This window comes from Tropicibacter sp. Alg240-R139 (assembly GCF_900537075.1).
Classification (GTDB): Bacteria; Pseudomonadota; Alphaproteobacteria; order Rhodobacterales; family Rhodobacteraceae; genus Falsiruegeria.
The window spans coordinates 14,795-34,502 of sequence record NZ_UNRA01000002.1; the positions used below are offsets into that span (position 1 = coordinate 14,795).

Consider the following 19,708-nt stretch of genomic DNA (forward strand, 5'->3'; position numbering starts at 1 on the left):
GCTGGGTCAGACCAGATTGCGATCCCGGGCGATCATGGCCGCATGCGTACGATTCTTAGCATTCAGCTTGCGACACAGTGTTTTGGCGTGCAGCTTCACCGTGGCTTCGTGCAGATTATAGTCGCGCGCGATTTCCTTATTCGCCTTGCCCTGACAAATGCCACGCAACACATCCATCTCGCGTTTGGTCAGCAACCCGGGTTCGGCTTCGTCTTGTTGCTGCATAAGGTTGAACGGCGCATATGTTTCGCCTGCAGCCATAAAGTTGGCCGCGCTGATCATGGACTTCGACCCTAGCGTTTTCGGCACAAACCCCGCCGCCCCGGCGGCGATCGCCTCTTCCGCCAAAGCGCGCGTGGTGGTGCCCGATAAGATGGCAACGGGACGTTCCTCATTCGCTTCCTGCATCTGCGCCAGTCCGTCCAACCCATTCATTCCCGGCATGTTGTAATCCAAAAGAACCAGATCAAACGTACCGGTGGCTTTGACTACTTCCAACGCCGCACCCAGGGTTCCGGCGGTTTCAACTTCTGCGTTCCCTTCAGCAATCAAGAACGCGGCGATAGCTTCGCGGACCAAATCGTGATCATCTGCAACAAGTATCCGCATGAATTCCCTTTCCTCAGACCACAAATTACGTCTGGTCACTGATATATACCGCTCACACATCTCTAACCCTATTGCGTTTCTCAAGGATTACCACATGCATTTGACTGCCGTATTTCTTCCAAGCGGACAGCCGAGCACTCCATTTGAGACCCCCAAACCTATCCCAAAGTATTAGGCAGTATACGCATGGCCAGATGACGTGCGGCGGAGAATGTGCGATGCGAGGATAGCTTCATTGAAAGGTCTGCCCATGGTATCCTTATTCTCTAATCTCCGAAACTTCTTGGGTTTTTTTGCCATGTCGTGCGCGATCGCTACCGGCCCGGCGGCGGCGCTGGACGCCGTAACCGGAACACCTATCCTCACTGTGACTGGTGACGTGCAAAACACCAACGCCGATGGCGTGGCTGAGTTCGATTTCGACATGCTCGGGACGCTGGATGCGGTCACGTTCGAAACCTCGACGATATGGACCGATGGCCTTCAAACATTCACCGGTATCGAACTGGATGACTTACTTACACTGGTCGGCGCGGAGGGTGAAACGCTCAAGGCTTTTGCTGTAAACGATTATGCTATCGAAATCCCGGTAAGTGATGCGGTGGACGGTGGACCCATCGTGGCGTTTCTGCACAATGGCGAGCCAATGAGTCTTCGCAACAAAGGGCCGCTCTGGATCGTGTACCCCTATGACAGCAAATCGGACTACCAGTCGGAATTGATCTATTCCCGAAGCATCTGGCAACTTAATCGCATTGAGGTTCAGCGCTGAACGACATCAACCAAAATCCAGAAGGTACGCACCGGCGCGGGCGGATCATTTCCGCCGTGACGTTTGTGGCTGTTCTGGCACTTGCATTGTTTGCTGCGTTCCTGCTGAATGGAGACATCAGACGCAAGATCGACGCGCTGGCCACGGCCCAGTCGGACAGCGTGCAATGGTCGCTGGCACAGGCGGATGTGGAACTACTAGCGTTAAATGCCGAGGTTCTGGCCGCCACGCTAGACCCACCCGCATCGCTGGCCCAACTGCGCAGCCGGTTCGACATTTTCTACAGTCGCGCGCAGACGTTGATCATCAGCCCACAGTATGCCGTACTGCGTGAAGATCCAGAAGTCGCCGCTGCACTAGAACACATCGACGTTTTTTTGACCGAGGCAGTGCCGATTATCGACGGCTCGGATGACGCGCTGGGCGGGGCACTGTCTGACCTGGCCGCCCGAACCGATCAAGTACGCGGTCATGTACGGACAGTCACGTTAGAGGGCGTGTCAATCCTGGCGGAAACCGCTGATACCCAAAGGTTGGCCACCGCGCAAACGCTGTCGTGGGTTTCCGCGTTGACGCTTGGCGTTGTGTTGATACTGGTTCTGATGCTTTTATTCCTATTGCGTCATTTCCGTCGCGAACGCGTGATTGCAAAGGAACAGAGCTTGGTGCAGTCGCGGTTGGCCGCCGTTGTGTCAACCTCTCTGGACGCGGTTCTTGTAGTGGATCGGCAGGGTCGGATCATGGATTTCAACGGCGCGGCGGAACGGGTTTTTGGGTATTCAAGGGACGAGGCCATTGGCGGTGATCTGGCCAAACTGATTGTCCCGGATCATTTCCGTGACGCTCATCGCGCTGGCATGACCCGCTACCTGACTACCGGAGAAAAGCGGGTGGTCGGCACTGGCCTCGTCCAGCTGGAAGCCAAGCGCAAATCGGGCGAGGTGTTTCCGGTGGAACTGTCCATCTCGACCGCCGAGGCCGATGATGGTGAAATCTTCGTCTCTTTCATTCGCGATATCTCGGCCCGCGTGGCAGCGCAGGAGGAACTGGTCAAGGCCCGCGACGATGCGGTGGCGGGGGACCGTGCCAAGGCCGAGTTCATTGCCGTAATGAGCCACGAAATGCGCACGCCGTTGAATGGCATGTTGGGCACGTTGGACCTGATGGACGCCTATACGCGCAGCGCAAAGGAACAGGAATATCTGGAGATCATCCGCGCCTCGGGCAGGCTGCTGCTGCATCACGTCGACAACGTTCTTGAACTGTCGAGGGCAGAGGCGAGGCAGATAGAGACGGCAAAGGAGGTGTTTGATCTGCCCCAACTGGTGCGAGAGTTGGTGGAGGGTCAGCGGGGCGTGGCGCAGCACAGGGGGAATACGCTGCATGTTTCGGTCAGCCATGGGTGCGGCGACCGTGTGCTGGGCGATCCAATGCGGTTGCGCCAGATCCTGATGAACCTTGTTGGCAATGCCACCAAGTTCACGCGTGATGGTCGTATCTCTGTCTATGTGACCCGGATCGAGGCAGGCGACGAAGTCGAAATCAAGGTCGTCGATACGGGTATTGGCATTGCTCCGGCGGATCAAGAACGGGTGTTTGAAGATTTTGTGACGCTGGACGCGACCTACAGTCGGGAAATTGGCGGCACTGGGCTCGGCCTGGCCATCGTGAAGCGATTTGTTGAAGCGCTGAACGGACGCATAGTTCTGGACAGCGCCCTAGGCCAAGGTAGCATATTCCGTGTCACACTTCCTTTGCCCAACGTGACTAACACCGAAGCTGAGTATTTTGAGCATTCCAGCGCTGATTTTTCGAAGGCCGCAGGAGGCAGCGGCCTTCGGATCCTTATTGTCGAAGATAACCGCAACAACCGGGTCGTGCTGAGCGATATGTTGGAGTTGGACGGGCATTCAGTGGAGGCTGCGTTTGATGGCAAACAGGGTGTGGAGCGGGTGCAAAACGCAGGCCCCTATGATTTGGTGTTCATGGACATTTCGATGCCTGGGATGGATGGGAGCGAAGCCACCCGAACAATTCGTGCATTCGAAGCACCCGATGCACATTTGCCGATCGTCGCGGTAACCGCACATGCTGACCCGGCCGAAGCCGACCGCTTTCGCGCAGCAGGAATGGATGACGTGTTAGTCAAGCCAATTTCACGAACGACATTGCGTCAAACTCTTAGTCGGTTGTGCCTGGAGAATTCGACCGTGTCTGACGGAAAGGAAAGAAACCGCACTAGTGTGACGAGTTCCGTTCTGGATTTCAGCCAAATCCAAGAGTTGAGTCATACATTGGGCCGCAAAAAGCTGACCGCACTGGCCCAAGAATTCATTCAAGAAACCGAATCCGCAATTGATCAGATATGCCGACATCTTTATTTGGGCAACACAGACACGGATTTGGTCTCCTTGATCCACCACACCGCTGGGTCTGCTGCCCTAGTGGGGGCTGCCGCGCTCCGAATTGAGCTGCAGGCCCTGGAAGCGCGCTTAAAGACTGCCTTGCCCCTTGAAGTTGAACTGCCCAAGCGCCTTCTATCGCTTTGGGAACAAACTAAGTTGTGCCTACTTGAATATCTAAAAAGGTAGATTACGAATTGGCCACGGCATTCGCTACCGCTCGGTTTGTATTTTCATCGCGGCTGGCGCCATTGAACGACAACCGCTCGAGTTGAAGGCCTCCAACAGATCTGCGCATCTTCCGCCTGAGATTTCCAATCGCTTTATTTTGGCCGCATGATGGTCCCGGCGGGGCCGGCGATCATTTAGGCGGAAAGTCCGAATTGTTGCGGCGATAGAATAAATTTTGGCGCAACTCCGTCGCAGACCTCGTTTGACCACTTCTATCACACACTGAGAGTCCATTTTGAAAGCTGCGATGCGGCGTGCGCGACCGTGATGAATGGCAGCTCTGGGCCAGAAGCTGCCTTATAACAGAGGGCCAAGCGCGGGTTTTCCTACTCACCTCGGCTGTTTTGAATAGTAGACATCCATTGCCTCAACATCTGTCAACGCCAACTGCCAAGGGTCGTTGCCCGATCTTATCTTTGAGCGTTCCTTCGCGAACAAATCGTCGAATATTTTCAAAACTCCTTTCAGAGAGCCAGTGAATCCATTCATTGTGGGGAACACCCGCTCGAAGAAGTCGTGACATTGGTCTTCAAGGGAATACTCGAGCCCGATCCGCGTTGCTGCCCATGCCCGGACGTCGCTGTAGCGGTATTAGATCGGATTGCCCTGGGTTTTGCGAAGGTACATCGGTGGCACAGGCTCAGGGCCTTCTCCGAGCACACGCCAGGTGTGGAGGGTGGCTGGCGACACATTGAGTAGTGCTGCTGCCTGAGGGGCTGAGAGGAGCCACCAAGGGGGCATGAGAGGCCATTTGGTGGGTTCTTTGAAGAGATTTGCGCCAGAAGTCTTGGTCATTATTTTCCTTTGGCTTCCGCCGCACCTGCAGGCCCTTATAGTAAACTACTGCGGCGGCGGTGCTTCGCACCCGCCCGCCGCCAGACGTACTACTCAGCCGATTGCGGTTGTTCCTCGCAATTGAATGCGTCGTGAATGCTGTTGCCAACTTCGTAAACGTGGACGTCTCGGCTGTTTCGTTTGTCGTAAATTTTGGATTTTTTGATGAACGAGAATTTCTCCATTTCACGGATCAGTTTGCGCATTTTCACCCGCACAATTTCCTGTTCGTGACTTCGGTCAGCCTTTGGGCCGCGTCCGATGTCTACGCCGAGGGCCTCTGCAGCAGTGTGTTCCCTTAGAAGTCGGAAATAGAAAACCGACCCCCGCCACATCGTGCATTACCCGCAGCAGCATTAGCGCTTCGTTGGACAGTGGAATTCTTTTTCGTTTTCTGTCTTTGCTCTTATGGGGTGGTCTGTTCCAGATGCCTAGTTCTAGATCCAAGTCTTGCCACTCCAGGTCAAGAACTTCTCCACGTCTGGCACCAGTCAAGATCAACAATCGGATCGCGTTGGCAGCTTTCTGGTTCGGCATCATTTCCAGCGCGCTGAAGACACGTTCATACTGGTCCATGGTAAGATACTTCTCGCGAGAATGTTCCGTATTGCGCCGGAAGCCATCAGCAGGATTTTTTGTGATCCATTCCCACCTGATTGAGAGGTTGAGAGCCTTTCTGAGCACCTCAAGGACACGATTTGCGTGGGTAGGGGGCTTCTCACTTATTTTAGCGTGCAAACTGTCAATCTGGCGACTGCTTAGCTGCCTGACAGCTATGGTCCCTAACTCGGGAAGAATGAAGTTTGCCCACATGCCTTTTTGATCAGCCTGGCTTCTCTGAGACAATGTCGGGATGTGAACTTTTTCATACTCAACCCAGAGCGTTGCAACGGTGGGAGCTTCACGGCGCTCAGTTTTCTCGTCTAGAGGGTCAATTCCCTGATCGATCAGGCGACTTAGCTCACGGGCCCTCTCACGGGCTGCAGCGGCGCTCCAAATAGGCGACTGTCCTATCGTGATCCGCCTCTCTCGCTTGTTGAGGTGGTAATTCAGAATGAAGGCCTTGGTGCCAGTTTTGGTGACGCGAAGTCCAAATCCTTTGTGCTCGCTATCATAATGGATCTTGTGACTAGCGGGTGGTGTGGCGACTTTCTTTACAAAAGATCTCATTGATCTTTGGCATATTGTGTCCGTGCTATGTCCGGAAAAGTGAGGGGTGTTAGTGGCATTTCGTGACCCTCTGTGTCAAACAGAAGTCTGTCAATTTCCGGAAATCAAAGGGAAAACTGCCGGTTTTATGAGGTTTTGGTGTATTCGGCACGCAGGCTCATAACCTGAAGGTTGTAGGTTCAAATCCTACTCCCGCAACCAAATTTACTACATGAAAAACAAACGCAAAAAGCCACCCTCGGGTGGCTTTTTGCGTTGGTGCTTCCAACCCGTGGAAGCAATCTGAGATGTTTGAGAGCGTAGCAAACAGGCAACATTGCAGCGGCCCTCTCAGCGAACCGCAACCAGCCAACGCTCCAAGATAGACGGCCACAGTCAAAAGCAAACGTGAGAAACTCCGTGGCGCAAAAACCGGCGGGTACGACTCGCTGCCTTACTACAACCACACCTTCTTTGAGGACATTAACGATTACGTCCAGAACAACCCGATCCGTCCGCAAGACAAGATCATGGTGAATTTCCTCAAAGATATGGGGATCGAAAAAGGCAAGCCGTTTGAGCCGACCGAGCGTCAGCGCGAAGCCATGAATGAAGGGCTGGTTTTGGCCTATGCCGCCATGCAGCGCTATTTCGTGGAACCGGGCCTTTCAACAGTTCCGCTGTGGAAGGACAAGGACGGCAGCCTCGAAACCCAGTGGCTTGTTTGGGACTTTGCGGAAGGTCAGGCCGAGATCGGTTTTCCTTATGAAACCGACACCGAGGTATTGGTCGATGACCGCGCCGGCGGCAGCTATTTCTGGATCACATACCTGCCCAAGAATCTGGGAGGTGGCACCTTCTACTTGACCGGTCTGCGCGACAGCAACGGCGACATGTATGACCACAATGCCACCTACAAGCTGAACGTGCCAGCGGATATTCAGCCGTGATGTTGCCATGGCGGCCAATAGAGGCCCGCCAGGTGCGTCCACCTTTACGGTACTGCACCTGATAGATTTTGGTGCCGGATGATCAATCTCAAATGAGATTCACACTAAATCGTTTCAACGAACTTGATTTGCCATGTACGTACATCCAGCCGGATCGGAGATTTCATCTCTAATCGGCTTGATCTTGCCAAATGCTGTGAATGTCAGTTGAGCTTCTCTCCTTCGGCTTGGATATTGTACGACATATCCCTAGGTTACCGCCAAGAGCGATTAGGCTAGGGGTGGAAGAATGCGGTTAGCAATGAAATTTTATGCGGTGGCGTTGGTCATACCGTTGCAGCTTGCATCTGTAACACAGGCGGTTGCCGATTCAATTGACACGCTGTCTTTGGAGCTCAACTCGGTTCAGGACGTCGGCTCCGCCTGCCGGTTGACATTTTTGGCTAAAAACATGACGGGAACAGCAATCGACAAGGCTGTCTTTGAAACGGTGATTTTTGATGGAACCGGCGGTGTGGTCAGTCTCAAGCTTTTTGATTTCCGCGATCTTCCTATGAAACGTCCACGCGTTCGCCAATTTGATCTGTCAAACATGAGCTGTCAGGAGGTTGGACAGGCTTTGATCAACGGTGCTAGCACGTGCCTGGTCAGCGGTGCGGAAAGCGATCTGTGCCAGAGCGCACTGATCCTCAAAAGCCGGGTTGACGTGGAGTTGCTGGGATGAGCCCAATTGCCGTCTTGCGAGAGCTTCTGGAGCTCGGTGGTCCGGTCGTTGGTATTCTGATCGTGATGTCAGTCATCACCTTGGCCGTAACCCTATATAAAATTTGGCAGTTTGCGGCTTGTGGTGTCGGGCGACACAGGGTTCTGTCGGATGCACTGACTTACTGGGAAGCCGGCGATTGGCAGGGCGCGCGCGCTCGGCTCGGTCAAAGCCGAAGCTACCTGGCGCCACTTGTTGATACCGCGATGCAAGCCCCTGATACTCCGGGCCTGGACGCGCGACTGGATGCCGAAGCTGGCCTGGCCTTGGCCCGGCTTGAGCGAGGATTCCGCCTGCTCGATACTATTGCTCAGCTTGCGCCGCTGTTGGGTCTGTTCGGAACTGTTCTGGGCATGATCGAAGCGTTCCAGAGTCTACAGACGGCCGGGTCGACCGTTGATCCTTCTATTTTGGCTGGGGGGATTTGGGTTGCGCTGATCACGACTGCTGTTGGGTTGGCCGTTGCAATGCCGACTTCGATGGTTTTGGCTTGGTTGGAAAGTCGAACGGCTCAGGAACGAGTGTTTGCGGACAAAGCCCTTAGAACTGTTTTGGTTCCGACGTCGATTTCACTGACCGCTGCTACATCAGCTGTGCCGGAACATGCGTAACGCAGCCCCATTTGTTCGCCGCAGCCTGTCGATGACGCCGCTCATTGATATTATCTTTCTGTTGTTGTTGTTCTTCATGCTGTCATCAACCTTTTCGAAATACAGCGAGATTGAACTGAGTAACGCCACAACTGGCGGAGAAAGCAGTTCAGAGCCTGTCAAACGCACCTTTGTTCAACTTGGGGCCGAGCGTTTGTTGGTGAATGGAGCACCGATGACCTTGGATGTTTTGGGCGACAGCATTGAAGAGGGCCAGGTCTTAGTAAGCCTCGACCAGAACGTAACAGCGCAAACTGTGATTGATCTGTTGGTTCGACTGCGTGGCCGTGTTGGGTTGAACGTTCTGGTGTTGGAGTGAGCTTGTGATCCGGCAACCGGCCAAACGTCGCAAACGGGATTCGACGATTGCACTGATCAACGTCGTTTTTCTGATGCTGATCTTTTTCCTGATCACCGGCACGATTGCGCCGCCCTTGGACCCGGAACTGACCCTTGTAGACACGTCAGAGTTGGAAGGGAGGGAGCCGCCAGACGCCTTGGTTTTGCGGCAGGATGGAACGCTGACTTTTCGAGGTGATACAATAGAACCGGCGGCTTACTTGGACTCACATCAGGCGGGTCCTGTGCGCATTGTTCCGGATCGGAATGTGTCCGGGCAACGATTGATACAGGTCACAGGGCAATTGCGCCGGGCAGGGGCGACATCAGTGTTTGTCGTGACCGAGCAGGCGCTGCGGTGAGACGCGGCTCGCTTGTCATTGCGGCTTTGGCCCTGGTGCTGTCGATGTTGATCCATCTGTTTGGATTGGGACTCACGTTTCGCGTTGGCGGGCCAGACGGGCCGCCCGATTCCGCGGGCGACGCTGTGCCAGTTGGTACGACATTCGAAGAACTGGCCGAGGATGCCGCGGAACCGGTAGAGCCTGAGCCAGCTGAAGAACCCGAACCTCCGGTCGAAACATCGCCTGAGCCGGAAGAGGCCGATATTCCCACCAGTCAGGCCCAAGTAGCCTCATCAGATCCCCAGCAGGTGGAGTCACCAGATATCGGGAGCGCAACCGAAGTTAGCCCGGAACCAGCCGAGCCAGTCGAGCCGACGACCGACAGCGTTGATGAGGTTGGCACGCAGCAAGGGACCGGTGCTGAAGAAGAGGTCACCCCACCGCTGGAGGCCGAACCGGTGGCAGAGGCGCCAGTAGCTCCGCCGGTCGAGAGATTGGTCGAAACCGAAGACGTTTCACCCGACCCAAGTGAAAGCGCCGAGCCCGAGCAGCTGGCGGCGGTCAAGCCGCAGGCGGCCCAAGAGCCGATCGAGCAGTCCACCGTCCCGGTCGTTCCTGTCGAAACGGATCCGGTAATCCCCGAAAGCGCCGAGCAGGTGGAGCCCGAAGAAACCGAAAAGCCGGACACAGGCGTTGGTTCGGCATTGGCCGTGACCAGCTCTATCCGTCCTCGTCCACCTTCACGACAATCCAAACCAATTGATACTACTCCAGACTCTCTATTCAACAGCGCCCGGAATTTTGACAGTCTGCGTTTCCCTGAACAGGCAATCGAGTCGCCGTTGACGACCTATCGGCGCAAAGGTGTGGATGCCTTTGCGGATGCCAACGTTGGTGCGCAACCCGGGGCGCGTGGCGGGGGCAATTCAGATACCACCAATTATGCGGGCCGGGTTCTGGTCCATCTCAACAATGCGCCGACAACTCATGTGCCTGGCAGGGGCCACGCTCAGGTGTATTTTGAAATCAATCCGGATGGATCGTTGGGAAGGGTTAACATCGTTGACAGTTCAGGGTCGATCAAGATCGATAATGCAGCCAAGGCGCAGGTACGCGCTGCAGCCCCGTTTCCAAAGCCACCAAGCGGCAAGAGCCGTACGATGTCATTCTACTATCGGATCAATTGATCAAAGCCGCAGCAAAAAGTCTGAGACCGCACTGGGTGCTCGCGTGTTTGGGGTGTAAAACAGAACACAACGATTTGTCTCTCGATAGGACCAGCGACCATGCTCCGCCCTGCTATCTTGCTTACCACGCACGCTGCGACTTTGGCCTTGGGATTTGCGCTCGGTGTCTACTTTCTACCCATTCTGACCGCACCCAAGTCCCCGGATGCTGCCGTGTTGGAACAAAACGCACAAGGTGCGCTGTTCACTGCCGACTTCACTCGTGATCTGCGGGGCAGCGATTTTCTGCACTGGGGCGAGGGGACTGTCAGCATCACCGACACTCAAATTGTACATCAAGGAGAACTGGCGCCCGGACCAGATTATATGATGTATCTTGTGCCCCAGTTTGTCGAAGACGAGGATGGGTTTTGGGCCGTCAAGGATAGCGCGCAAAGGATAGGGCCGGTCAAAACCTTTGATGGTGTGATGCTGGACATACCCGATGGGGTAGACGTTACAGAATTCAACACAGTTCTGATCTGGTGCGAGGCATTCGGAGAGTTCATCACCGCTGCAAAGTACCGCTGATCGCCTTAATCCAAGGGCATACAGCGTCAATGGGTCCTATTTCGCCCGGCGCCAGTTCGGTGTTGATGATCCTGTTACCCTAAAGGTCTGGACAATGCGCGCCTGGCGGAACGTGTTGCAAATCCCACCTGAATGGTATACCGCCGCATACAAAGAGCATTCCCGGCTCTCGGACAAGTCCGATTGACGGGGCTCTAGCTTCGTCTAAACGCCAAATCGCCGGGATAGCCATGAGCCTGTATACAGATTACCTCACTGAGATCGAAACACGCAAAGAACAGGGTTTGAACCCCAAGCCCATTGACGATGGTGCGCTGCTGGCTGAGGTCATCGAACAGATCAAGGACACCGGGAACGAGCACCGCGCGGACTCGCTCAAGTTTTTCATCTACAACACGCTTCCCGGCACAACTAACGCCGCAGGTGTAAAGGCGAAATTCCTCAAAGAGATCGTTCTGGGCGACGCCACCGTAGACGAGATTGCGCCGGAACGCGCGTTCGAACTGCTATCGCACATGAAAGGCGGCCCCTCGGTCGAGGTGCTGCTGGATTTGGCTCTGGGTGATAACGAATCTGTTGCTGCATTGTCAGCCGAAGTTCTGAAGACCCAAGTGTATTTGTATGACGCTGATATGGCGCGCCTCGCTGAAGCGTATGAAGCAGGCAATGCCATCGCCAAGGATGTGCTGGACAGCTACGCTAAAGCCGAATTCTTTACCAAGCTTCCCGACCTTGATGACGAGGTTCAGGTGGTCACCTATATCGCCGGCGAAGGTGATATCTCGACCGACCTGTTGTCGCCCGGCAACCAGGCACACTCGCGCGCGGATCGGGAACTGCATGGCAAGTGCATGATGACCGAAGACGCGCAGAAAGAGATCGAGGCGCTGAAGCTGCAGCACCCCGGTAAGCGCGTCATGCTGATCGCCGAAAAAGGCACCATGGGCGTTGGGTCGTCGCGGATGTCGGGCGTGAACAACGTTGCGCTCTGGACCGGCAAGCAGGCCAGCCCATATGTGCCTTTCGTGAACTTCGCCCCTGTTGTGGCCGGCACCAACGGTATTTCCCCGATCTTCCTGACCACCGTTGGCGTGACTGGTGGTATCGGTCTGGACCTTAAAAATTGGGTCAAAAAGGTTGATGAGGACGGCAAGGCGATCCTCAATAATGACGGTAACCCGATCCTCGAGCAAAAGTACTCGGTCGAAACTGGCACCGTTCTGCGGATCAACACCAAGACCCATAAGCTGCTCAGCGAAGACGGCGAAGAACTGACTGACGTGTCGTCGGCCTTCACTCCGCAAAAGATGGAATTCATGAAGGCAGGTGGTTCTTACGCTATCGTCTTCGGTAAGAAACTGCAGACATTTGCGGCTGAAACTCTGGGCGTCGAAGCACCGCTGGTTTTCGCGCCGTCGAAAGAGATCAGCCACGAGGGCCAGGGCCTGACTGCAGTTGAAAAGATCTTTAACAAGAACGCCGTTGGTACCACCCCTGGCAAGACCTTGCACGCCGGTTCCGATGTGCGCGTGAAGGTCAACATCGTTGGTTCGCAAGACACCACTGGCCTGATGACCATGCAAGAGCTGGAGGCCATGGCTGCGACGGTTGTGTCGCCCATCGTCGACGGCGCGTATCAGTCGGGTTGCCACACCGCTTCGGTTTGGGATGCCAAGGCGCAGGCCAACACCCCGCGTCTGATGAAGTTCATGAACGACTTTGGTCTGGTTACCGGTCGTGACCCCAAAGGCGAATACCACGCCATGACCGACGTGATCCACAAGGTGCTCAACGACATCACAGTCGACGACTGGTCGGTGATCATCGGCGGCGACAGCCACACCCGCATGTCCAAGGGCGTGGCGTTCGGTGCCGACTCGGGAACCGTGGCGCTGGCGCTGGCAACTGGTGAAGCCTCGATGCCGATCCCGGAGTCGGTCAAGGTGACGTTCAAGGGCCAGATGGCGGACCACATGGATTTCCGCGATGTCGTGCACGCGACTCAGCTGCAGATGTTGGCACAACATGGCGACAACGTCTTTCAGGGCCGCGTGATCGAGGTGCACATCGGCACTCTGCTGGCCGACCAGGCCTTTACCTTCACTGACTGGACCGCCGAAATGAAGGCCAAGGCGTCTGTCTGTATCTCGAACGACGAGACCTTGGTTGGCTCGCTGGAGCTGGCTAAGTCGCGCATTCAGATCATGATCGATAAGGGGATGGAGCATGACAACGGCATGCTCGCCAACCTGATCGAGATTGCAGATAAACGCATTGCTGAGATCAAGTCGGGTGAAAAGCCTGCGCTGACGGCGGACGATAACGCCAAGTACTTTGCCGAGGTGGTTGTGGATCTGGACCAGATCGTCGAGCCGATGATTGCAGACCCGGATGTAAATAACGCCGACGTATCCAAGCGATACACCCATGACACTATCCGCCCGATCAGCTTCTACAACGCTGAAAAGAAAGTGGACCTGGGTTTTGTCGGTTCGTGCATGGTGCACAAGGGCGACATGAAAATCGTGGCTCAGATGCTTAAGAACCTCGAAGCGGCCAACGGCAAGGTGGAATTCAAGGCTCCGCTGGTTGTGGCGGCTCCGACCTACAACATCATTGACGAGATGAAGGAAGAGGGCGACTGGGAAATCCTGCAGCGTTATTCCGGCTTTGAGTTTGACGATCTGTTCCCCAAGGAAACGGCTCGCACCGAGTACGAGAATATTCTCTATCTTGAGCGCCCCGGCTGTAACCTCTGCATGGGAAACCAGGAAAAGGCAGCCAAGGGCGACACTGTTCTGGCGACCTCGACCCGCCTGTTCCAGGGTCGTGTTGTAGCCGACAGCGCAACCAAGAAAGGTGAATCGCTGCTGGCCTCGACCCCGCTGGTGGTTCTGTCGGCAATCCTGGGTCGTACGCCCACGCTTGAGGAATACAAGACTTCTGTCGAAGGCATCGACCTGACCAAATTCGCGCCGCCAATTGAAAAACCGGCAGGTGCCCGGTCGGTGCACTTCTAAAGCGCTAAGCCAAGAAAAATTGCAAAGGGCGGCGGAGCCACAAGGTTCGCCGCCCTTTATCATTGGTGGGGTGCGACATCCCTGCCTAGCGTGTCGTGACGGTTTCGGTAATTTGGTCCGATGGCGTTGAGCTGGGCAAGCTCTCCGAATTAGCGACTACACTTGCTGTCTGTTAGAACTTTCAGCGATAGTAGCTTTTTCGATTGGAGGGAAGGTTGGCCGGTTGTGGGGCGATTTCGCCAATTTCTTCAATGGAATCAAAGGATAATGGTGGAAACGAAGTCCTCCATATTGTCAGTGAGATGTAACGTAGTCATTGTAAACAATAGAAAATTTCTGCTTTCGCTTTGCGAAATGTATAGCATTTTGTATAGCAAAACCTGATCAGCTTCTCCTTCAAGGCCGCCTTCTTTGTCCTTTTGAAATGCGGTGACTTCAAGCCTCTAGAAGATCGACCGTGGGCACTGAGACTGGACATCCTCGGGAGACCCCGAGCCCTTGTCGCGGCGACCTGCATTAAGGTTCCGTTCAGTGTTCATAGCTTCGTCTAGTTGAGATTCATCTGTTGTCGAGACCACGCGCAGTTTACTAGGGCATGCTACCCGCGATGACGCATTCTCGAAGTTGATTTTCTTTCGCAAGAACGAACGGATCGTCTCCGATGCAGCCGGTTCATGATATACTGGAGGCCTCCGCGCAAATACGGTTTGCTAAGCAACCGCGAAGCTCGTTAGCGACGAGGGAAGGCAGAAACAGTCGTTCGATCCAAAGAAGAATTGGAATGCCCAAGACCTACCCGATACGATGATCGATGTTCTCGATCAATACGGGAAAGCCATAGACATGCATCTTCTGTCTTCACCAAGTGGATGTAGTAATCCAACGGAATGGGCAAAGAAGAAGGCATGTGTCGACGCTGCGAGAGCGACCGATTTCAAGTCCCGCAGTGAGATCAGGCATGCTGACCGGTATGGTGGAACGTAAGGAAAGAGCCTTGGAAGGCCGTCGTGATCGACGCGTGGTGGTCGAAATATGGGCGTAGGCGACCTCTGGACGCTTAAAGGCTGCATTGAAACAACAATTTCGTATATCATTATACTATTCTGTATTGTTGACCGAGGTGCCAAATTTGGTGATTGTCAAAAAATGAATTTCGGTCTCGCTGTTTTGTCCGTAGGTATTAACGTACTGGCGCTGCTCCTCCCTTTGGCGCTGTTGCAGGTCTATGATCGGATTTTGCCGAATCAGAGCGCTGGAACGGCGGCCGTCGTTTTTTCAGCGGTTGCGGTGGCTTTGCTACTTAGTGGTTTCCTGCGCGCGGTACGGATGCGCATATTCTCGCGCATCAGTGCCACGTCGGACTACCAGAACTGGACTGCGATTGCGCAAAATCTGCTGGGACGGAAAACCAAGTTTGACGAAGCTCGACTGTTGTTGGATACGCCTGTCAAAGCGCGTGATGCTGAAGCCGGTCAAGCGCGTGTCGGCCTTTACGACGCTCCATTTGCTTTCATTTTTCTGGTTTTGATTTGGTTCCTGGGCGGTCGAGTTGTGCTAGCTCCACTGGTTGTTATCTGTGTGGTGACCCTCGCTTTTCTTATGTGGCGCTCGTCGGATGTACGTGCCCGGTCAGAGTTGGCTCAATTCAATGCTGCTTTTCAAACCATGATTTCAAGGCTCTCTTTTGGGGAATCCAGCGCGTTGCATGCGATCGGAGCGCCACTGTCAGCTGCCAGTGCAGGTCTTCGACAGCGGGCAAAGGCAATACAAGAGACAGAAAACACCGCTGGTCGGCAGCTGGACTTGATGCAAACTGCGGGTTTGGCAACTACCGTTTTGGTTGTTGGGTTTGGTGCAGCGCAGGTGCTTTCCGGAGAAATGACGACAGGTGGCCTCGCTGCATGTACGCTTTTGGGTAGCCGGGCAGCTAGCCAGGGTATCGGCGCGTTTGTTGCATTGGGCCGGCGGTCAGATGCACGCCGAGCGGCTTCAATCGTGAGTGAATTGGGACAACGGCAGGAAGAGGAATCTGTTGAGTGCTTGAAAGATGCCGCGAACGCACTTGCAATTGATGAGATCAACGGCGGGGACATTCTCGTTCTTGACGGTGCGTCCCGGCAAGATGAAGCCAAGGCACTTGCATCCCTTGTTTCGGCGGTGTGGGGGCAAGTTGGCTCAGTAGATGGAGCCGTTCTTGTGTCTGCTCGGCCACGCTTCTTGCGCGGGACCCTTATGGAAAATCTGTCCGGATTTCATAAGCGAAGCGAGCCGGATGCGTTGCAATTGGCCAAAGGCCTTGGGCTTGATGCCATGATTGGGAGGTTGTCGCAGGGATACCAAACCTCAGTCAGTCGAACCGAAGCCGGAGGCCTTTCGCCAGGCGGTGTAAAAAGAGCTCTGATTGCGCAGGCATTGGTACAACGTCCAAAATTGGTCGTGCTAGAGCGCCCGGCCGCAGGGCTTGATGTGGATGGGCGGGATCGCCTAGCGGTGGTCCTGAAATCCCACTGTCCTGAGACCGTCGTTATCATGACTACCTCGGCGCAGACACTCGTGGATATCGCAACGCGGCATGTTAAGGTTGGCGTGGCAGCAAAGACGCTGAGGGCAGGGGTATGACAGCCGCCTTGTCTTCATTTGTTGTGGAAGTCCTTTATCTCATGGGTAGGACTGTCTCGCCTGATACAGCAGAGAGCGCGTGTTCCGGATACACAGTCGATCCAGACGTGTTCGAATTGGCAGAGGTGTTTTCCCTGCTTGGGGTGGCTGCTCATGTTGCCAGCGGGCCACCAGTAGAATGGCGGGATGGGCGCGATGGCGCATTGGTCTGTATCAGGAACGGCCAGGCATACGCGCAGGTTCGCCGTGATGGTCTCCTCAGTTCGTTTTCGATTGAGGGTGAGTCCGGCAAATTCTCCCCGCGCCGTGGTGAGCGCGTATTGCATATTGAACCCGTGACCGCCAAGGATGCAGCGGCCCTTACATACAACAGTCTAACAGCAAGGGCGCGGCGCACAGTACGCCACGGTGTTTGGCAATCACTTGCAATCAACCTTTGTGCTCTGACCGTGCCTTTCTTTACTATGGCGGTCTATGATCGTGTTCTCGGTGGATCGGCTGTGTCCAGCCTTCCTGCTTTGCTTAGTGGCGCGGTACTTGTCCTTGCGATCATGTTTGTTTTGCGACGGGTGCGTTCGCAAATGTTTGCTTCGGAATTTGCGCGCTTCGGAGCGAGCGTCAGCCTTGCTTTGACGCACCGTCTGTTTCGGCAGCCCTTTCTTGCGCGGGATCGCTTGGATTCTGAGACAGCTATGGCACGCCTTCGGACTGGAGAACGCACGGCAGATTTGTTTGCCAGCAGCAACACTGTTGCGATCTACGATGCGCCGTTCATCCTGTTGACGCTGATCGCGCTTGTGATGGTCGGAGGCGTTCTAGCTGTGATACCTGCGCTGTATTTGGCCATATTTCTTTTTATCGGCGTGGTACTCGGATGGACTCGTTCCGCAACAAATCCGGTACATTCCGGATTGGCGCAGGAGCATCGGGCGATGGTCTCGGATCTTCCTTACGCAGAGAGCATTCGAACCAAGGGCCTAAGTAAACCGTGGTTGGATCGGTTTGATCAATTGAGCCGCGCGTCGGCGCGTGCGACCCACGCAGCACAACAGCGTCCGGCACTTGTTCAGAGTATCGGGACATCGCTCGGCACCGGCACGGCTCTTGTGACACTGGTCGTTGGTCTTGATTTGGCTTTGCAGGGGCGTCTCTCTCCGGGGACGCTGATTGGTACAATGCTACTTACGTGGCGTATCACTGGACCGGCACAAGGTCTGTTTCTTGCGATGCCCAGGCTGCGAGCTTTGCACGAGGCTTGGGGGCAGCTGAAGGCGCTGTTGAACATGCCCGTTGTTCATTCAGCCGGCCACGCTCAGGATCTTGCGCCGACCAGCTCGGTTGACATAAAGGCCGAGGGATTGTTCATGCGCTACGCCTCGGGGGCGGACCCTGCTGTCACCGGTGTCAGTTTTGATCTTCCTGCAGGTAGCGTTGTCGCGGTGATCGGCCCGAATGGCTGTGGCAAATCCACGTTGTTGCGACTTTTGTCAGGTACGTTGGAAACGCAATCTGGTCGGTTGATGATAGGGGGCCGATCGATGAGCCATTTCAGCCCCGATAGCCTCGCAGAGCGGATTGCGTACTTGCCTTCGGATCCGCGCGAATGTGTGAACAGCGCGGATCTTCCTGCAGAGGCGACGAGTATTGACGAAGTTGCAGCGGAAGAACGCGCATGGCGTTTAACAACGTCGCGCGATGCACCAATTTATGTATTGGACGATCCACTTGCAGTAAGCGGTCCAGAAGCCCGGGCCGAGATTTCTGATTTCACCGAAAGTAAGAAAGGGCGCGCAACGGTCGTGATTGCGACCCACGACACGGACTTGGTGCAGCTGGCAGATATCGCTCTGGTAATGGACCATGGCACGCTGGTTTATGCCGGACCAGTCGCTGCACCTGAAAGTACTGCCGACGCTGGCACAGAGACCGCCGAGGAGATAACATCATGAGTGATAAAAAGGCGCCACAGCCATTTCAAATTGATGATGGCCCTACGGCAAAGTGGGTAGAGCGAGCTGCTTGGGCGACTGTGCTTGGGTTGGCCGCGGTCGTGGCTTGGTCGTTCACAGCGAAGGTGGATGAAGTCGCCAAGGCGCAAGGCGCAGTCGAACCGATTGCCCTGGTCCAAAGAGTTGAAAGCCGCCACGGCGGTCAGATCGAACAGGTTTTGGTTCGCACCGGGCAAGAAGTTGCAGCGGGAGATGTTCTGGTCACGATGAACCGAACCGAGGCACAAAGCGCATTGTCTGCGACAGAGGTTCGGATTGCCGGGCTGACATTGGAGGTTGAGCGTTTGACTGCGTTTGTGGAAAAACGTTCTCCGGACTTTTCTGAATACGCAGCTGACTATCCTGAACTTGTCGCCTTTGAGAACGCGGCTATCCAATCGCAAGAGAGCTTTGTTTCTGCAGAGCGCAATGTTCTTGAGGCACAAATCCGTCAGAAACGAGCGGAGTTGGCAGCCATCAATGAACAACGCCCTGAGCTGAAAAAGCAGATCGCAGTGGCCCAGGAAGAACGAGCTATCGAAGAAGATCTGGTGCAGCGTGGATTGTCGGCACGCGCCCGTATGGTCGAGCTGATCGAACGTGAAGCACAGTACAGGTTCGACCTGTCGCGACTGGGTGGTCGTGAAACTATCACAGAGGCTGCAATTATTGAACTTCAATCGTCAATTGAGCGCGTCGAATTGGATCAAAGTTCAACGGCACGAAATCGGATTGTTGATGCAGTCGCAGAGCGCCGGGCGCTCTTGGCCGAAGCAGAAGCATTGCGCGCTCGCGTCGAAGAAGCAGAAGTGCGGGCCCCACTTTCCGGTCTTGTTCAAAGCCTGCCTGATGAAAACTCGGGAGATGTGATTGAAGCAGGCGGAATGGTTGCAACGATTGTGCCCGCCGAGGGCGGGGTTCGCTTTATGGGTCGCTTGCCACCAAGGGACATTGCCTTTGTCGATGTCGGCCAGTCTGTACGCGTCAAAATCGAAAGCTTCGATTTCAGCCGCTACGGCGCATTAGAGGGCGTTGTCGAAGAGCTCTCTCCCACAACCATTATCGATGAACGCGGCGTGGCTTTTTATGAAGTTCAGGTTTCGCTGCCGCGTGATTACTTCCGAGAGCCGGAAGATCAACTTAACCTCTTGCCGGGCATGACCGGTGAGGCTGATATCATCACGGGTGACAAGACGGTTTTCCAATATATCTGGAAGCCAGTCTTCACAAATCTCGACCTCGCATTAACTGAACGCTGAGGTCCTGCAACCACGAGGTTTC

General features: G+C 54.9%; 15 protein-coding genes. 13 read left to right on the plus strand and 2 right to left on the minus strand.

The annotated features are described in order from the left end of the window. Nucleotides 1–6: 6 nt before the first annotated feature. Nucleotides 7–609 carry a response regulator transcription factor gene (locus tag G6R15_RS07765; protein ID WP_164659307.1) on the minus strand — a complete coding sequence of 201 codons (603 nt, stop codon included), beginning with the start codon at nt 607–609 and terminating at the stop codon, nt 7–9. Between the two features lie 298 nt (nt 610–907). On the opposite strand from G6R15_RS07765, the gene G6R15_RS07770 reads away from it, so the two are divergent. Together G6R15_RS07770 and G6R15_RS07775 are read left to right on the plus strand one after the other, a co-directional pair. Continuing rightward, nucleotides 908–1,381, plus strand: a complete 474-nt coding sequence (locus G6R15_RS07770; protein WP_240336701.1) for a molybdopterin-dependent oxidoreductase — start codon at nt 908–910, stop codon at nt 1,379–1,381. Nucleotides 1,382–1,437: 56 nt separating this feature from the next. After that, on the plus strand, nt 1,438–3,972 hold the full coding sequence (locus G6R15_RS07775) for a PAS domain-containing hybrid sensor histidine kinase/response regulator (RefSeq protein WP_164659309.1): 2,535 nt from the start codon (nt 1,438–1,440) through the stop codon (nt 3,970–3,972). A 1,116-nt stretch (nt 3,973–5,088) separates the two neighbouring features. On the opposite strand, the gene G6R15_RS07780 is transcribed toward G6R15_RS07775, so the two are convergent. Then, a complete protein-coding gene (locus G6R15_RS07780) occupies nt 5,089–6,018 on the minus strand; it encodes an integrase arm-type DNA-binding domain-containing protein (RefSeq protein ID WP_164659310.1) in 930 nt (309 codons plus the stop codon). Nucleotides 6,019–6,527: 509 nt separating this feature from the next. On the opposite strand from G6R15_RS07780, the gene G6R15_RS07785 reads away from it, so the two are divergent. The 11 genes from G6R15_RS07785 (at nt 6,528) to G6R15_RS07835 (ending at nt 19,686) form a co-directional block, all read left to right on the plus strand. Further along, nucleotides 6,528–6,947 (plus strand): hypothetical protein, encoded by a 420-nt coding sequence (locus G6R15_RS07785; protein ID WP_164659311.1) that lies wholly within the window; start codon nt 6,528–6,530, stop codon nt 6,945–6,947. Between the two features lie 289 nt (nt 6,948–7,236). Further along, entirely contained in the window at nt 7,237–7,671 is a 435-nt protein-coding gene (locus tag G6R15_RS07790) for a hypothetical protein (RefSeq protein ID WP_164659312.1), read from the plus strand. Further along, complete coding sequence (locus G6R15_RS07795) at nt 7,668–8,321, plus strand: MotA/TolQ/ExbB proton channel family protein (protein ID WP_164659313.1); 654 nt, start codon at nt 7,668–7,670, stop codon at nt 8,319–8,321. The genes G6R15_RS07790 and G6R15_RS07795 overlap by 4 nt, the downstream gene beginning before the upstream one ends. Next, nucleotides 8,314–8,679 carry a biopolymer transporter ExbD gene (locus tag G6R15_RS07800; protein ID WP_240336702.1) on the plus strand — a complete coding sequence of 122 codons (366 nt, stop codon included), beginning with the start codon at nt 8,314–8,316 and terminating at the stop codon, nt 8,677–8,679. The genes G6R15_RS07795 and G6R15_RS07800 overlap by 8 nt, the downstream gene beginning before the upstream one ends. A gap of 4 nt (nt 8,680–8,683) precedes the next feature. Next, the gene (locus tag G6R15_RS07805) at nt 8,684–9,061 is read left to right on the plus strand and encodes a biopolymer transporter ExbD (RefSeq protein ID WP_306432342.1); all 378 of its coding nucleotides are present in this window, start codon (nt 8,684–8,686) and stop codon (nt 9,059–9,061) included. After that, nucleotides 9,058–10,230, plus strand: coding sequence for a TonB family protein (locus tag G6R15_RS07810; RefSeq protein ID WP_240336703.1), 1,173 nt, complete (start codon nt 9,058–9,060; stop codon nt 10,228–10,230). Before G6R15_RS07805 ends, G6R15_RS07810 begins: the two co-directional genes overlap by 4 nt. A 99-nt stretch (nt 10,231–10,329) precedes the next feature. Beyond that, nucleotides 10,330–10,800: a DM13 domain-containing protein gene (locus G6R15_RS07815; RefSeq protein ID WP_164659314.1), complete on the plus strand. Its 471-nt coding sequence runs from the start codon at nt 10,330–10,332 to the stop codon at nt 10,798–10,800. Between the two features lie 230 nt (nt 10,801–11,030). Next, nucleotides 11,031–13,820: a bifunctional aconitate hydratase 2/2-methylisocitrate dehydratase gene (locus tag G6R15_RS07820; protein WP_164659315.1), complete on the plus strand. Its 2,790-nt coding sequence runs from the start codon at nt 11,031–11,033 to the stop codon at nt 13,818–13,820. Between the two features lie 1,032 nt (nt 13,821–14,852). After that, a complete protein-coding gene (locus G6R15_RS07825; protein ID WP_164659316.1) occupies nt 14,853–16,439 on the plus strand; it encodes a hypothetical protein in 1,587 nt (528 codons plus the stop codon). Nucleotides 16,440–16,480: 41 nt separating this feature from the next. Continuing rightward, nucleotides 16,481–18,388 carry an ATP-binding cassette domain-containing protein gene (locus G6R15_RS07830; protein WP_164659317.1) on the plus strand — a complete coding sequence of 636 codons (1,908 nt, stop codon included), beginning with the start codon at nt 16,481–16,483 and terminating at the stop codon, nt 18,386–18,388. Beyond that, entirely contained in the window at nt 18,385–19,686 is a 1,302-nt protein-coding gene (locus G6R15_RS07835) for an HlyD family type I secretion periplasmic adaptor subunit (RefSeq protein ID WP_164659318.1), read from the plus strand. Before G6R15_RS07830 ends, G6R15_RS07835 begins: the two co-directional genes overlap by 4 nt. Nucleotides 19,687–19,708 lie beyond the last annotated feature (22 nt).